This is a genomic window from Cupriavidus sp. MEYA8, assembly GCF_059278825.1.
The window spans coordinates 2,742,969-2,757,420 of record NZ_CM181221.1 but is presented as its reverse complement, the minus strand read 5'-3'; the positions used below and the strand labels follow the sequence as shown (position 1 = coordinate 2,757,420).

The window sequence follows — 14,452 nt, the reverse complement described above, 5'->3', positions numbered from 1 at the left end:
CCGCTGCCTACGCCGTGGCGGACTCGGCTTGCCGCGCCTGCAGGAAACGCGCGGCGTAGTCGAAGTACCAGTCGAGCGTATCCGGGTTGGCCATGGCATCGCGGTTGGCGATGCTGGCCGGCGCGTGGCCGAGCAGCAGCTTCTTGATCGGCACTTCCATCTTCTTGCCCGACAGCGTGCGCGGCACGCCCGGCACCTGCACGATCTCGTTGGGCACGTGGCGCGACGAAAGTGCCTCGCGGATGCGCGCGCGCAGGGTGTCGCGCAGTGCGTCGTCGAGCATCAGCCCTTCGCGCAGTACCACGAACAGCGGCATGTAGGACTCGCGGCCCAGGTATTCCAGGTCGACCACCATGCTGTCGAGCACTTCCGGCAGGTCTTCCACCACGCGGTACAGCTCGCTGGTGCCCATGCGGATGCCGTGGCGGTTGATGGTGGCGTCCGAACGCCCGTAGATCACCGCGCCGCCGCGCGGCGTGATCCTGATCCAGTCGCCATGCCGCCAGGCGCCGGGATAGGTGTCGAAATAGCTGTCGCGGTAGCGCTTGCCGTCGGCATCGCCCCACAGGAACAGCGGCATCGACGGCATCGGCTCGGTGCAGACCAGCTCGCCGACCTGGTCAGTCAGCGCCTGCCCGTTGTCGTCGAACGCCTGCACCTTGGCGCCCAGGCAGCGGCACTGCATCTCGCCCGAATAGACCGGCAGCAGCGGGCAGCCCGCCACGAACGAGCCGGCAAAGTCGGTGCCGCCCGACATCGGCACCAGCCAGATGTCTTCGCGCACGTGGCGGTAGATCCAGTCGTAGGCCTCGACCGGCAGCGGCGAGCCGGTCGAGCCCAGGCCGTGCAGCCGCGACAGGTCGGCGATGCGCGCCGGCTCGATGCCCGCCTTCATGCAGCTGGTGAAGAACGCCGCGCCGGCCCCGAACATGGTCACGCCGGCATCGTCGACAAAGCGCCACAGCACGCCGGCGTCGGGCCAGGCCGGGTTGCCGTCATAGAGTGCGATGGTGGTGCCGAGCAGCAGGCCGGCGACCTGCGCGTTCCACATGATCCAGCCGCTGCTGCTGTACCAGTGAAAGACGTCGTCCGGGCCGAGGTTGTTGTGGAACGCCATCAGCTTGAGCTGCTCGATGACGATGCCGCCGTGGCCATGCACGATCGGCTTGGGCATGCCGGTGGTGCCGGAGGAGTAGACGATCCACAGCGGATGGTCGAAGGGCACCGGCTCGATAGTCAGCGGCACGTCGTGCGCGAGCACGTCCGGCCACGCATGGGTGCGTATGCCGGACGGCGCGGGTACGCTCGCGCCGACTTGCGGCACCAGCACCAGGTCGGTCAGCGAGGGCAGGGCGGCTACCAGTTCCGCCAGCACCGGCCCGCGCTCGTAGAGCTTGCCGCCATAGCGGTAGCCGTCGACGGCGATCAGCACCTTCGGCCCTATCTGGCGGAAGCGGTCGATCACCGCCACCTGGCCCATGTCGGGCGCGCAGCCGGACCAGACCGCGCCCAGGCTGGCGGTGGCCAGGAAGGCGACGATGGTGGCGGGGATATTGGGCAGGTAGCCGGCAATGCGGTCGCCGCGCTGCACGCCCATCTGGCGCAGCGAATGCGCCAGCGAGGCGACCTGGGCTTCGAGGGTAGCCCAGCTGATATCCGTCAGTGGCTGCGCTTCGCCGGCATAGCGGATGGCGGTGCGCTCGCGGGCAGCGCCTGTGCCTGCGTGGCGGAACACCTGCTGCACATAGTTCAGCGTGGCGCCCTCGAACCAGCGCGCGCCCGGCATGGTGCGCCGGTCCAGCACCTGCGCCGCGGGCGTGTCGAAATGGACGTCGAAGTAGGCGCGCACCGCGTCCCAGAAGGCTTCCAGCTCGGTGACGGACCACTGCCACAGGCTGTCGTAGTCGTCAAAGGCGAGACCGCGCTCGGCGCGCAGCCAGCGCATGAAGGCGGCGATCTGGCTGCTGTCGCGGAACGCCCCGGACGGCGTCCACATCAGGTTCCCTTCGGTCAAAGGGGCAGTGCTGCTCATGTCTCCTCCTTGGGCCCGTCTGTCGCGGGTATCGGATGGTGGGTGATGGGGATCCCGGGCGCCTGTGGCGGCACCCGGGCATCAGCGTGACATGATAGCCGGGGATGGAGACGGTTGCCGGTCAGGTGCCCGCCGGCCGGTCGAACAGGCTTTCCCACATGGTGTCGACCCTGGCCTTGACCGCCGCCTCCATGGAGATCGGCGTACCCCATTCGCGCGTGGTCTCGCCGGGCCACTTGTCGGTGGCGTCGATGCCCATCTTGGAACCCAGGCCCGACACCGGGGAGGCGAAGTCCAGGTAGTCGATCGGCGTGTTGTCGACCAGCACCGTGTCGCGGCTGGGGTCGACGCGCGTGGTGATGGCCCAGATCACTTCCTTCCAGTCGCGCACGTCGACATCGTCGTCGACCACGACGATGAATTTCGTATACATGAACTGGCGCAGGAAGCTCCATACCCCGAACATCACGCGCTTGGCATGGCCGGCGTACTGCTTCTTCATGCGCACCAGCGCCATGCGGTAGCTGCAGCCTTCCGGCGGCAGGTAGAAGTCGGTGATTTCCGGGAACTGCTTTTGCAGCAGCGGCACGAACACCTCGTTCAGCGCCACGCCCAGCACGGCGGGCTCGTCGGGCGGCTTGCCGGTGTAGGTGGAGTGGTAGATCGGGTCGCGCCGCATGGTGATGCGGTCGATGGTGAACACCGGGAACCAGTCCTGCTCGTTGTAGTAGCCGGTGTGGTCGCCGAACGGGCCTTCCAGCGCATGCTGGTAGCCGGACGGGTGGTTCGGGTCCGGCTGGATATGGCCTTCCAGCACGATCTCGGCCGACGCCGGCACGCTTAGTTCGGACAGGGTCGGCGTCACGCAGCCGGCCAGCGCGGTGCGGCTGCCGCGCAGCAGGCCGGCGAACTGGTACTCGGACAGCGTATCGGGCACCGGCGTCACCGCGCCCAGGATGGTGGCGGGGTCGGCGCCCAGCGCCACCGCGATCGGGAACGGCTTGCCGGGGTTGGCCAACGCATGCTCGCGGAAGTCGAGCGCGCCGCCGCGGTGTGCCAGCCAGCGCATGATGACCTGGTTGCGGCCGATCACCTGCTGGCGGTAGATGCCCAGGTTCTGGCGCTTCTTGTGCGGTCCCTTGGTGACGACCAGGCCCCAGGTGATCAGCGGCGCGGCGTCGCCGGGCCAGCAGGTCTGGATCGGCAGGCGCGCCAGGTCGACGTCATTGCCTTCCCAGACCACCTCCTGGCAGGCCGGGCTGCTGACGCGCTTTGGTGCCATATCCCACACAGATTTGGCGAGTGTAAACAGCTTGCCCGCTTCGCGCAGTCCGCGCGGCGGCTCGGGTTCCTTCAGGGCTGACAGCACGCGGCCGATGTCGCGCAGGTCTTCCATCGATTCGGCACCCATGCCGAGTGCGACCCTGTGTGTCGTACCGAACAGATTGGCCAGTACCGGGACGCTATAGATACCGTCACCGGCCGCCGCGCCGGCGGGCCGTTCGAACAGCACGGCGGGGCCGCCGGCACGCAGCAGCCGGTCGCAGACCTCGGTCATTTCCAGGTTGGGCGAGACCGGGCGGGAGATGCGGCGAAGTTCGCCCATCTGCTCGAGTTGGCCGATAAAGTCGCGCAAGTCTTTGTATTGCATAGTGAATTCGGTTTGGCGCGGGCCGTGTGCGGCCGGCGCAAGGCGGCATCCAAGTCGGTGACGATACACATACACCGGCGCCCCGGCAAAAAAATCAGCAAATCGGGGTGGGGGAAATTGTAAGTTTTTTGTCGTCGCAGCCGTGGCGTCAAGGTCTGCGAGGCTAGGCCAGGACTATGTTTGCGGGTCCAAGAGTGATGCGGGCGCGACAAGATAAGGCTTGTTACAAATAACCAAAAGTAGTGTGAATCGTTATTCTTATGCTTGACGAGGTATAACACCGTTCCTACAATCCGGTCTTGCTGATGGAGTGTTGCGTTGCAACATAAATTTCACCCTTGTGTCAAGGGGTGCACATAGAAAAAGTGCGGGGGGATCGCACGATTCGCTCCAGTCAGATCGAACAGACCGAGGTTACCGGCCCGATGCAATAGCGGGCCGAGGCGGTTGCCTCCGGCAGGGAGCCGGAGCGTTTTACGGTTGTCGAGATAAGTCGTGGCAGGGTGGGCTCCCCCAGAGTCGACCCTGTTTCCAGTTGGGCGCATGGGGAGCGCCTGCCAACAGATGCTTGGCTGTCACTGCTAGACGGCGCGGCATCCTTACTTGAGTACGTTGAGATCGGGCGTATGCCGCAGTCTGGCATGCGAAGCGGGCAACGGATGGAGGTAAGCATGAGCGGTTGGAAAACCCTTCATCTTCCCGGCATCGGACGCGCCTTGCAGGTTCGCCTCCGACAGCCGGTACCCGGAGTGAGTCGGGCATTGCAGGTCCGTCTCGCGCATCCGGTCGCGGGCCGCGCCTTGCGCGGTGGCCGCACAACGCTGAAGTACGCGCTGAACAGCCTTGGCGTGGTTGCGGTCGTCTCGGCCGTGTCGCTGTGGCTGAGCCAGGAATGGCGCACCACGCTGGCGGCGCTGCTGGCTGGCGATGAGGCACCGGCGGTGCTGGTCGCCGCCGCCATGCCGACGGCGGAAGTGGCGCCGGCCGTGGCCAGCGCAGCCGTGCCGGCCCTGTCGGCCGACGCCGCTGCCGCCCGTCTGGCACGCGGCAAGGGCGGCCTGCCGACGGTTTCGGGCGTGGACGAATGGGGCCTGGCGGCGAACGCCAAGGTGCCGTCGGTCGCGCACCTGGCCGAGCGGATCCCGGTCACGCGCGTGGCGGCGGACGCCCGCAATACCGCCACGCTCGGCACCGCGCGCGAGCAGGCGGCCGTGGCCGACTACATCGCCCGCAAGTACCGCGTGGCGGCGCAGGCCACCGCGCAACTGGTCAAGGCAGCCTACCTGACCGGCCGCGAGGTCGGCATCGACCCGCTGCTGATCCTGGGCGTGATCGCGATCGAGTCCAGCTTCAACCCGTACGCCGAGAGCGGCGTGGGCGCGCAGGGCCTGATGCAGGTCATGACCAAGGTCCACCAGGACAAGTACGAGGCCGTGGGCGGCGTCGCCGCGGCGCTGAACCCGTACGCCAATATCAAGATCGGTGCGCTGGTGCTGAAGGACTGCATCGCCCGCGCCGGCTCGATCGAAGGCGGCCTGAAGTACTACGTCGGCGCCACCACGGCGACCGATGGCGGCTACGGCGCCAAGGTGCTGGCCGAGCGTGCCCGCCTGCGCCAGCTGATTGGCGTGCGCGCGGCGCCGGCTGACAACGGCAAGGCGGGTGGAAGCGGCAAGGCACCAGCCGAGCATGCCGCGCCGACCGAGAAGCTGGAAGCCAGCAACGGCTCGAACAACGCCTGAGGCTTTTGCGCCGGCTCTCCTAACAGAAAAAGCACCCCGCGGGGTGCTTTTTCTGTTTCCGGGGCCGCTGCGCTGTGCTGTCGGCTCAGCCGCGGAACAGCTTCGCCAGCCGTGCCATTGCCTCTTCGATGTTCTCGCGCGAGGTCGCATACGAGATGCGGATGTAGTCGCTTGCGGTATGCGGCCCGAAATCCTGCCCCGGCACCATCACCACGCCCGCATCGTGCAGCATCGCCTGCGTCAGCCGGTCGGCATCGCCGGCCGCCGGGTGGTTGACGCCGCGGCAGTCGGCATAGACGTAGAAGGCGCCGTCCGGGCGCACCGGCACGCGCAGGCCCAGCGCCTCCAGCGCCGGCACGACCAGGTCGCGGCGGCGGCGGAACTCGGCCTTGCGTTCGTCGTAGATTGCCAGCGCCTCGGGGGTGAAGCAGGCGAGCGCCGCATATTGCGCCACTGCGGAGGCGCAGATAAAGAGGTTCTGGGCGACCTTTTCGAAGGCCTCGACCAGCGCATCCGGCACCACCAGCCAGCCCAGCCGCCAGCCGGTCATGTTGAAGTACTTGGAGAAGCTGTTCACAGTGACCACGTTGTCGTCCAGGCTCAGCGCCGAGACCGGCGCGGCGTCGTACGACAGGCCCTGGTAGATCTCGTCGACGATGGCGAAGCCGTTGCGGGCACGCACCGCCTGCAGGATGCGGCCGAGCTCGTCGGGCAGGATCGAGGTGCCGGTCGGGTTGGATGGCGTGGCCAGCAGCACGCCGCAGGTCTGCTCGCGCCAGTTGGCCTCGACCTGTGCTGCGGTGAGCTGGAAGCGCTCCGCCGGGCCGCTCGGGATCATGCGCGCCGCGCCGTCGAAGGCGGCGACGAAGTGGCGGTTGCACGGGTAGCTGGGATCGGGCATCAGCACTTCGGCGCCAATCTCGACCAGCACCGCGCACGCCAGCAGCAGCGCGCCGGAAGCGCCCGCCGTGACGATCACGCGGCGTGCCGGGATGTCCAGGCCGTAGGCCGTCTTGTAGTAGCCGGCGATGGCCTCGCGCAGCGGATGGATGCCAAGCGCACCGGTGTATTGCGTGACGCCGCGGCGCATCGCCGCCTCGGCCGCGCGCACCACCGGCTCGGCGGCGGTGAAGTCCGGCTCGCCGATGCCCATGTGCACGATATGGCGGCCGGCGCGCTCGAGTTCGGCGGCCTGCTTGGCCAGTTCCATGACGTGGAAGGCATTGATGTTGGCGACGCGGGCGGCGGTGGCAAGACGTTGCATGTCCATGGCGATGGGGAGAGAGGCGGGCGGAGCCCGTTCAGCAAAAAGAATACGTATAAACGAAAACACCCGCCGCGGCGGGTGTTTCGTCAGGTCCTGGTGCCGGCGCAAGCGCCAGCCGGATGACCGCTCAACGGCGCGCCGCGACCTCGGCCGCGCGCACCTGGGCGGCGAGCTTGTCCAGCACGCCGTTGACGTACTTGTAGCCTTCGACGCCGCCAAAGGTCTTGGTCAGCTCAACCGCTTCGTTGATCACGACCTTGTATGGGATGTCGAGGCAGTGCACCAGCTCGTAGCTGCCGACCAGCAGCGCGGCGCGCTCCACCGGCGACAGCTCGTCCACGGTGCGGTCCAGGAACGGCTCGAACGCGGCGGTCAGGCGGGCCTCTTCACGCACGGTGCCGTTGAGCAGCGCGTCGAAGTGCTCGCGGTCGGCCTTGTTGAAGCCCTGGGCGTCATGCAGGTGGGCCTGGATCGCGCCGATGTCGTTGCGGTTCAGCAGCCATTGGTACAGGCCCTGCAGCGCCAGCTCGCGCGAGCGGCGGCGCGCGCTCTTGGGCGGTGCCTTGGCTTCGGTGCGGGCCGCGGGCTTGTTGCCGGCGGGCTTGCCGGCGTCATTGCCGCCCGCGTTCTCGGGGGCGTTGGACGTATTACTCATCATCGTCCTCATCGTCTTCCTGGCCGCGCAGCGAGTCCAGCGCATCGACCAGGTTGGCCATCTCCACCGCGGCGCGGGCGCAGTCGCGGCCCTTTTCGCGGGTGCGGGCATGGGCCTGCTCGTCAGTGTCGACGGTCAGGATGCCGTTGGCGACCGGCACGTTGAAATCCAGGCCGACGCGGGTGATGCCGGCGCCGGATTCGTTCGAGACCAGCTCGAAGTGGTAGGTCTCGCCGCGCACCACGGCGCCGAGCGCGACCAGCGCGTCGAACTGGCCGCTCTCGGCCATCTTCTGCAGTGCCAGCGGCACTTCCAGCGCGCCGGGGACGGTCACCACCAGGGTGTCCTCGCCTTCGACGCCGAGCTTTTCCAGCTCGGCCACGCAGGCTTCGAGCAGCTCGGCGCAGACCGGCTCGTTGAAGCGCGCCTGCACGATGCCGATACGCAGGCCTTCACCGTCGAGGTTGCTGGGGTAGAAGCCGTGATCCATTGTTCAAGTTCTCCAGTTTTTCGGGGCGGCCGCGGCGGCTTGGCGCCGCGGCCGGGGTGTATTGGGGGAGGCTCAGGGGAAGCTTAGTCCGGGAAGGCTCAGTCGGCCTGGCCGTTCATGGGCTGGTAGCCGGTCACTTCCAGGTCGAAGCCGGTCATGCTGGGCATGCGCTGCCGGGCAGCCAGCACGCGCATCTTGCCGACGCCGACATCCTTCAGGATCTGCGCGCCCATGCCGTAGGTGCGCAGGTCCGGCTTGCGGCGGGGGCGGGTCTGCGGTGCGTCGAGTGCGGTGAACTGCGTGAACAGCTGCTCGACGGTGTCGCCGCAGTTCAGCAGCACGATCACGCCGCTGTCGGCCTGGTCGATGGCCTGCATCGCCGCCGGGATGCTCCACGAATGCGTGGTCGACTTCACTTCCAGCAAGTCCAGCACGGAGAAGGGCTCGTGCACGCGCACCAGCGTTTCCTTGTCCGGCGTCGGCGCGCCGCGCACCAGTGCCAGGTGTGCCTGGCCGGTCGGCTTGTCGCGGTAGGCGATGCTGCGGAAGGTGCCGTACGGCGTCTGCATGTCGCGTTCGCCGACGCGCTCGATGATGCTCTCGGTGCGGCTGCGGTAGTGGATCAGGTCGGCAATGGTGCCGATCTTCAGGTCGTGTTCCCGGGCGAATTCGATCAGGTCGGGCAGGCGCGCCATGGTGCCGTCGTCCTTCATGATCTCGCAGATCACGGCGGCGGGCGTCAGGCCGGCCAGGGCGCCCAGGTCGCAACCGGCCTCGGTATGGCCGGCGCGGATCAGCACGCCGCCGGGCTGGGCCGTCAGCGGGAAGATATGGCCGGGCTGGACCAGGTCGGCCGGCCTGGCGTCGCGGGCCACCGCGGCCTGCACGGTGCGGGCACGGTCGGCGGCCGAGATGCCGGTGGTCACGCCTTCGGCGGCCTCGATCGACACCGTGAAGTTGGTGCCGTGCTGGGTGCCGTTGCGGGTGACCATCGGGTGCAGGTCCAGCTGGCGGCAGCGCTCGGCGGTCAGCGTCAGGCAGATCAGGCCGCGGCCGTGCTTGGCCATGAAGTTGATCGCCTCGGGAGTGACGAAGTCGGCAGCCAGCACCAGGTCGCCTTCATTCTCGCGGTCTTCCTCGTCAACAAGGATGACCATGCGGCCGGCACGGATGTCGGCAATGATGTCTTCGGTACGGGCGATTGTCATGGCGTGCAGGACGGCAAATTGAGGCGAAACGAGCGAAATGCCGCGAATAAGGCGGACGGGAACGGTGGCCGCGTCGGGAGGCGGCCGGACTGAGGCGGGGCGTCGGGCCTGGCCCGCCAGGGCATATACGCCCGGCAGGATGCCCAGTCAAGCCGGGTATTGTACGCCAAGGCAGGCGGCGCGGGCGGCCGCGCCGCGGGAAAGTGCGGCGGCGGCACGGGCCTACTTGCCGGTGTCAGTGGCCGACAGCATCCGCTCCACGTAGCGCGCGATCAGGTCGATTTCCAGGTTCACGCGGGCGCCGGGCTTGAGCTCCTGCAGCGTGGTCACCTCGACCGTGTGCGGGATCAGGTTGATCGAGAACACGCAGCCGTCGGCTTCGTCGCTGACGCGGTTGACCGTCAGCGAGACGCCATTGACCACCACCGAGCCCTTGTAGGCCAGGTAGCGGGCCAGCTCGCGCGGCGCGCGGATGCGCAGTTCATGCGATTCGCCGACGGGCGCGAAATGCACCACTTCGCCCAGTCCGTCGACGTGCCCGGAGACCAGGTGGCCGCCGAGGCGATCGGCCAGCCGCAGCGCCTTCTCCAGGTTGACGCGGCCGGCGCTCTCCAGGCCGACGGTCTTGTCGAGCGACTCGCGCGAGACCTCGACGTCGAAGCTGTCCTCGCCCATGGCGATCACCGTCATGCAGGCGCCCTGGATCGCGATGCTGTCGCCGACGATCACATCGGACAGGTCCAGGCCGCCGGCGGCGACATGCAGGCGCACGCCGGCATCGGCGGCACCCAGCGGGGTTACGGTTTCGATGCGGCCGACGGCCGCGACAATGCCTGTGAACATGGTGGTGTCTTCTGTCTTGGTCAATCTGGGATTGGGCGATTAGGCGATTAGGCGATTAGGCGATCATGCGATCAGGCGTCGTTGCGGCGCGCGATCAGCCGCAGGTCGTCGCCGATCTGCCGGATTTCATGCCAGCGGAACTGCGCGGCATCCTGCAGCCGCGCCAGCGGCGGCAGGTTGAACATGCCCTGCGCGTCGCCAAGCAGCTTGGGCGCCAGGTAGATCAGCAGCTCGTCGGCGCAGTGTTCGCGCACCAGCGAGCCATTGAGCTTGAAGCCCGCTTCGACGTGCAATTCGTTGATGCCGCGCCGGCCCAGCTCCTGCAGCATCCGGGGCAGCTCGACCTTTCCGTGCGGGTTGGGCAGGACCACCACTTCGGCGCCGCGCGCTTCCAGCGCCCGCTGGCGTTCGCGGTCTTCCACCGCGCAGAACACCAGCACCGGCTTGGCGAACTCGCCGGCGTCCGGCGCCAGGATCTTTGCGTCGAGCGGCACTTCCAGCCGCGAGTCGACCAAAACCCGCTGCGGCTGGCGTGGGGTGGCGAGCGCGCGCACGGTCAGCGCCGGGTCGTCGTCGCGGACCGTGCCGATGCCGGTCAGGATCGCGCAGGCGCGCGCGCGCCAGGCATGGCCGTCGTCGCGCGCCGCCTGGCCGGTGATCCACTGGCTGGTGCCGTCATGCAGCGCGGTGCCGCCGTCCATCGACGCCGCCACCTTGACCCGCACCCACGGCAGCCCGCGCGTCATGCGCGACACGAAACCGATGTTGAGATCGCGCGCTTCCTTTTCCAGCAGGCCGCAGCGGACGTCGATGCCGGCATCGCGCAGGCGCTGCAGGCCGCGTCCGGAGACCGAGGGGTTGGGGTCTTCCATTGCCGCTACCACCCGCGCCACGCCGGCGCGCACCAGCGCATCGGCGCATGGCGGCGTGCGGCCGAAGTGGCTGCACGGCTCGAGCGTGACGTAGGCGGTGGCGCCGTCCGGATCCAGCCCGCGCGACAGCGCGTCTTTTATCGCCTGGATTTCGGCATGGTCCTGTCCGGCCGGCTGGGTGTAACCCTGGCCGATGACCTGGCCGTCCTTGACCAGCACGCAGCCGACGCGCGGATTGGGCGTGGTGGTGAACATGCCCCGCGCGGCGAGCGCGAGGGCCTGTTGCATGGCGGCGTGGTCGGTATCGGAAAACATGGCGCCTGTAGCTCGTGGCCGGTTTGCTGTGGATGGGAGGAGAGTCTGTCCGGGGTTCCAGGGTTACAGCGGCTCGGGCCCGTCCGCTGCATCGCAATCGCTGTCGCGGCCCGGCGTGCAGAGCCGGATGCGGCCCTGGGCGCCAAGGCGCACCTGGCGCTGCGCGCCGCGGCAGCTGAGCGCGAAGGTGGCGGCCTGGAAGCCGCCTTGTTCAGACCGAGAGTATCCCACAGCTGTGAATCGCACCGTATGGCTGTCGCGGCCGGTCTGCCGCAGCGCCACGCGCAGGCAGGACGCGGCGGGCTCGACCACCGCCAGCGGCGTCGTAGCCGGGCCGGGTCCGGCCAGCAGTTGCCAGCCGCGGTCGAGGCCGGGCTGTCCGTCCAGAGGCTGTAGCGTCACTTCGATGCGGCGCGCCATCGCAGTGGAGCGCGCCAGCGCCAGCGACGCGGCAAGCCGGTCGGCGGCCTGGTCCACCGCCTGGCGCGCCAGCAGTGCGCTGAAGGATGGCCAGGCCGTGGCGGCCAGCACCGCCAGGATGGCGAGGCAGGCCAGCAGCTCGGCCAGGCTCACGCCGGCGCAGCGAGGAACGCGTGGCATCTCAGCACTCTGCCGGCAACGGGCCCGGCCGGTCCGCGTTCTCCGGCCAGGACAGCCACTGGCCGGTGCTGCGCAGGATCAGGACGCCGCACTGCTGGTCGGGCTGGCGCGGCGTGGCGCGCAGTTCGACGCAGGTGTCCAGGCTCGCCGCCGGGCAGGGCGCTGCCGAAATGACATGCCGTGCCAGGCCGGTTGCCGGCACCGGGCGCGGCCAGTCGCCGGCCACGGTGTCGCCTCCGGGCTGCGTGGCGAAGCTCATGGCTCCCGCGGCGTGCCGTTCCAGCTCCAGCAAGGCAGAGGCCAGTTCGGCGCGTGCCTGGGCGCGCCAGCCGCGCCGGAGATGCTCGTGCCAGGCGGGCACGGCAAGCGAAGCCAGCAGCGCGGCGATCACCACCACGGCCATGAGCTCGATCAGGGAAAAGCCGCGCGGACTCATGGTGCCGTCTCCTTGGCCGGACCCGCCAGTTCGCGCCATGCCAGCCGGCCGGTGCGACGGCTTGCCACCACGTGTGCAAGGCGCGTTGCCACGCCGTTCTCCACTGCCCATAGCGCCAGCGCGTGGACCTCGCGGCCGGCACTGCCGGCCTGGGGTGTCATCCCCGGCAGGGTTTCACGGGTGAAGATCGGCGGGCCTTCGCTGACTTGCCCGGTGACAAAGGGAAGCACCGGCGCGCCGTCCGTCTTGCGGCCGACTGACTCGCCAGTGGCACCCAGCACGAGGTAGCTCCGCTGCCTGCCGTCCGGCAGCCGTGTCACGACGACGAGGTAGCCCGGCGAGGCCAAGCTGACGCGCTCGATCTGTTCGTCGGCATCGGGCAGGACAAGGTGCCAGCCAACCGTTTGCGCCGACGGCCTCTGGCCCGGTGCGGCCTGGAGGACAAAGCCGGCGCCTTGTGCTCGCACTTCGATGCTGGCGGGCTGGCTGGCGGCATGGGTGCCATCGGCTACGGCGGCCAGTTCGTTGCCGGCCGCATAGACCACCAGCGGTTGCGCCGGCGTGCCCAGCACCACCGGCGGGGCCGGCTCGGCAAGGCCGACCCCGCCGCGCAGGCGATACAGGCAGGTGGCCGGCGGCGCAGGCTGCTGCCGCAGGACATCGCCCAGCGCAAAACGCCACAGCTGGCCGTCAGCATCGGTGGCGTACGCAGCCAGCGCAGTGCCGTCGAACGCCTTTGCCACGGTCACGGCGCGCAGCGCGGCCGCCGATGGCGTGCCGTCGCAGCCTTGCCCGGCCACGCGCAGCATGCGCCATGGCGCCGCTGGCGTGTCGAGCGGCAGCAGCGCAAGCCCGGGCTCCGCCGGTGGTGCCAGCAGTGCGATGGCATGCCAGCGCGGCGCCTGGCTGTCGCTTAGCGCGGCCACGCGAACCGGCCCGATGCCGGCAAGCGGCAAGGCCGGCGTGGCCGCCTGTTCCCACAGCAACCGCAATGGCAGCGCGGCGTCTGGTTCGGTGATGTCTAGTGCAAACACCCCGGCAATGTCCTCCGGCCCGCCGCGGAACGCGCACAGCAGCAGCGTGCGCCAGGCACCGCCGACGACGGCGTCGGTGCTTTCGGGGCGGGGGCAGGGATTGGGCGCGACCGGGGCCCTGGACTCGGCCATGGCGGCGGCCAGCGGCAGCAACGTGCGGGGCAGGTAGACGGCACGCTCCTCGCCGTTGACGGCATCGAAGCCGTGCAGCTGGCCATCGACGGTGCCGAGCCATGCCATGTGTGGCCGCTGTGCATGGCGCACGCGGAAGGGAGCATGGCCAGGCTGTCCCGGCTGCCACGCCGGCGGCGCGACCACCAGCACGCGCGCGCCGCGCGCGCTGGCCAGCCGCGTCTCGCGCGGGCGCAGCGCGGGATTGGCATTGTCGCCGCGCAGCCAGGCCAGTTGCTGGACGTCGAGTCGCTCGCGCGTGGCATCGTCCAGGTCGGGCCATTGGAGCGCCACCAGCCGCTCCGGCTGGAGCATGGACGCCGGCAGCGAGGTGTAGATCCTGCGCGATGGGAGTTGCCTGGCATCCAGCAAGGCACCCGCTTCCCACAGGCCCGACAGTGGCTGGCGATCGTCGGTGCCGACGAGCGACGCTTGCCAGCCGACTGCGCGCAACCGGCCAGTCCAGGATTTTGCGCCGGGTTCGATCTGGTAAGCGAGCGGGAGCTGGCCGGCAGTGCTGTCATTGCCGGCCGCAACCGCCAGGACAGGCAGCAGCGGGAGCACGCAGGCAAGCATAAGGGCGGCGCGTAGGTTCATGGCTGCACGATGCTCTGCACGACGGCCCGTACCGCGGGCGAGCGGCCGAAGCCGACGGCGGTGATGCGCAGCCGCGGCAAGGCCGGCCGGCCTTCGTCAGGCATGGGGCCGTAGTCGAGCAGCTCGGCAACGTAACGCGGCGCCGTAAAAGAACCTGCAAAGGCTTCCGGCACGATGGCAACGCCGCTTGCCGGCACGCCAATCGCCAGGTCCGTAGCCAGGCCATGCAGCCACGGCTGCCATACCGGCGTGCGCGCGTGCGCAGTGTTGCACAGCGCCGCCTGCGCGCCGCGACCGCATTCGCCCGCGGCGGGCCACTGGCCGAAGCGGTCGTCACTGCCACCGGCGGCGGCGAGCAGTTCCGCCTCCGCCTCGAGCAGGGCGGCTTCTGCTGCCCGGAACGCGATCTCGCGATCGCGGCCGGCGGCCGCCAGTTGCCGGCCTGCCAAAAGCATTTGCAGCATGGCCGCCGCGGTGGCGGCGACCAGCAGCAGCATCGTCGCCGCGAACAGCAGCGTGATGCCGCCGGCCTGCGTCAT

General features: G+C 69.1%; 13 protein-coding genes. 1 reads left to right on the top strand and 12 read right to left on the bottom strand.

Features of this window, described 5'->3' with window-relative positions:
- Window positions 1-7 precede the first annotated feature (7 nt).
- Together AC5WJ1_RS12855 and ubiD are read right to left on the bottom strand one after the other, a co-directional pair.
- Window positions 8-2,032 carry an acetoacetate--CoA ligase gene (locus AC5WJ1_RS12855; RefSeq protein WP_195427289.1) on the bottom strand — a complete coding sequence of 675 codons (2,025 nt, stop codon included), beginning with the start codon at window positions 2,030-2,032 and terminating at the stop codon, window positions 8-10.
- Between the two features lie 121 nt (window positions 2,033-2,153).
- Window positions 2,154-3,683 carry a 4-hydroxy-3-polyprenylbenzoate decarboxylase gene (gene ubiD, locus AC5WJ1_RS12850; RefSeq protein WP_135705708.1) on the bottom strand — a complete coding sequence of 510 codons (1,530 nt, stop codon included), beginning with the start codon at window positions 3,681-3,683 and terminating at the stop codon, window positions 2,154-2,156.
- Window positions 3,684-4,354: 671 nt separating this feature from the next.
- Here ubiD and AC5WJ1_RS12845 point away from each other — a divergent pair.
- Complete coding sequence (locus AC5WJ1_RS12845) at window positions 4,355-5,425, top strand: lytic transglycosylase domain-containing protein (RefSeq protein WP_195427290.1); 1,071 nt, start codon at window positions 4,355-4,357, stop codon at window positions 5,423-5,425.
- An 85-nt stretch (window positions 5,426-5,510) separates the two neighbouring features.
- Here the strand turns inward: AC5WJ1_RS12845 and AC5WJ1_RS12840 are convergent, their stop codons facing one another.
- From AC5WJ1_RS12840 to AC5WJ1_RS12795, 10 genes are all read right to left on the bottom strand, one after another.
- Window positions 5,511-6,695, bottom strand: a complete 1,185-nt coding sequence (locus tag AC5WJ1_RS12840) for a pyridoxal phosphate-dependent aminotransferase (protein ID WP_195427291.1) — start codon at window positions 6,693-6,695, stop codon at window positions 5,511-5,513.
- A 124-nt stretch (window positions 6,696-6,819) separates the two neighbouring features.
- Window positions 6,820-7,347: a transcription antitermination factor NusB gene (gene nusB, locus AC5WJ1_RS12835; protein ID WP_133092509.1), complete on the bottom strand. Its 528-nt coding sequence runs from the start codon at window positions 7,345-7,347 to the stop codon at window positions 6,820-6,822.
- The gene (ribH, locus tag AC5WJ1_RS12830; protein WP_029045447.1) at window positions 7,340-7,837 is read right to left on the bottom strand and encodes a 6,7-dimethyl-8-ribityllumazine synthase; all 498 of its coding nucleotides are present in this window, start codon (window positions 7,835-7,837) and stop codon (window positions 7,340-7,342) included. Before ribH ends, nusB begins: the two co-directional genes overlap by 8 nt.
- 98 nt (window positions 7,838-7,935) lie before the next feature.
- Window positions 7,936-9,045, bottom strand: coding sequence for a bifunctional 3,4-dihydroxy-2-butanone-4-phosphate synthase/GTP cyclohydrolase II (gene ribBA / locus AC5WJ1_RS12825; RefSeq protein WP_133092432.1), 1,110 nt, complete (start codon window positions 9,043-9,045; stop codon window positions 7,936-7,938).
- 222 nt (window positions 9,046-9,267) lie between these two features.
- Window positions 9,268-9,888 carry a riboflavin synthase gene (locus tag AC5WJ1_RS12820; RefSeq protein WP_135705704.1) on the bottom strand — a complete coding sequence of 207 codons (621 nt, stop codon included), beginning with the start codon at window positions 9,886-9,888 and terminating at the stop codon, window positions 9,268-9,270.
- 71 nt (window positions 9,889-9,959) lie between these two features.
- On the bottom strand, window positions 9,960-11,075 hold the full coding sequence (ribD, locus tag AC5WJ1_RS12815; protein WP_133092430.1) for a bifunctional diaminohydroxyphosphoribosylaminopyrimidine deaminase/5-amino-6-(5-phosphoribosylamino)uracil reductase RibD: 1,116 nt from the start codon (window positions 11,073-11,075) through the stop codon (window positions 9,960-9,962).
- Window positions 11,076-11,138: 63 nt separating this feature from the next.
- On the bottom strand, window positions 11,139-11,675 hold the full coding sequence (locus AC5WJ1_RS12810; RefSeq protein WP_135705702.1) for a GspH/FimT family pseudopilin: 537 nt from the start codon (window positions 11,673-11,675) through the stop codon (window positions 11,139-11,141).
- Between the two features lies 1 nt (window position 11,676).
- Window positions 11,677-12,111, bottom strand: a complete 435-nt coding sequence (locus AC5WJ1_RS12805; protein WP_195427292.1) for a type IV pilin protein — start codon at window positions 12,109-12,111, stop codon at window positions 11,677-11,679.
- Window positions 12,108-13,913 (bottom strand): pilus assembly protein, encoded by a 1,806-nt coding sequence (locus AC5WJ1_RS12800; protein ID WP_195427293.1) that lies wholly within the window; start codon window positions 13,911-13,913, stop codon window positions 12,108-12,110. Before AC5WJ1_RS12800 ends, AC5WJ1_RS12805 begins: the two co-directional genes overlap by 4 nt.
- Entirely contained in the window at window positions 13,910-14,452 is a 543-nt protein-coding gene (locus AC5WJ1_RS12795) for a pilus assembly protein (RefSeq protein WP_240745894.1), read from the bottom strand. The genes AC5WJ1_RS12800 and AC5WJ1_RS12795 overlap by 4 nt, the downstream gene beginning before the upstream one ends.

Bases quoted from the DNA above. Each gene is read 5' to 3' on its own strand.
- AC5WJ1_RS12845 (WP_195427290.1), top strand. From the start codon at position 4,355: ATGAGCGGTTGGAAAACCCTTCATCTTCCCGGCATCGGACGCGCCTTG.
- nusB (WP_133092509.1), bottom strand. From the start codon at position 7,347: ATGAGTAATACGTCCAACGCCCCCGAGAACGCGGGCGGCAATGACGCC.
- AC5WJ1_RS12840 (WP_195427291.1), bottom strand. From the start codon at position 6,695: ATGGACATGCAACGTCTTGCCACCGCCGCCCGCGTCGCCAACATCAAT.
- ubiD (WP_135705708.1), bottom strand. From the start codon at position 3,683: ATGCAATACAAAGACTTGCGCGACTTTATCGGCCAACTCGAGCAGATG.
- AC5WJ1_RS12855 (WP_195427289.1), bottom strand. From the start codon at position 2,032: ATGAGCAGCACTGCCCCTTTGACCGAAGGGAACCTGATGTGGACGCCG.
- AC5WJ1_RS12800 (WP_195427293.1), bottom strand. From the start codon at position 13,913: ATGAACCTACGCGCCGCCCTTATGCTTGCCTGCGTGCTCCCGCTGCTG.
- AC5WJ1_RS12805 (WP_195427292.1), bottom strand. From the start codon at position 12,111: ATGAGTCCGCGCGGCTTTTCCCTGATCGAGCTCATGGCCGTGGTGGTG.
- AC5WJ1_RS12795 (WP_240745894.1), bottom strand. From the start codon at position 14,452: ATGACGCAGGCCGGCGGCATCACGCTGCTGTTCGCGGCGACGATGCTG.
- ribH (WP_029045447.1), bottom strand. From the start codon at position 7,837: ATGGATCACGGCTTCTACCCCAGCAACCTCGACGGTGAAGGCCTGCGT.
- AC5WJ1_RS12820 (WP_135705704.1), bottom strand. From the start codon at position 9,888: ATGTTCACAGGCATTGTCGCGGCCGTCGGCCGCATCGAAACCGTAACC.
- AC5WJ1_RS12810 (WP_135705702.1), bottom strand. From the start codon at position 11,675: ATGCCACGCGTTCCTCGCTGCGCCGGCGTGAGCCTGGCCGAGCTGCTG.
- ribD (WP_133092430.1), bottom strand. From the start codon at position 11,075: ATGTTTTCCGATACCGACCACGCCGCCATGCAACAGGCCCTCGCGCTC.
- ribBA (WP_133092432.1), bottom strand. From the start codon at position 9,045: ATGACAATCGCCCGTACCGAAGACATCATTGCCGACATCCGTGCCGGC.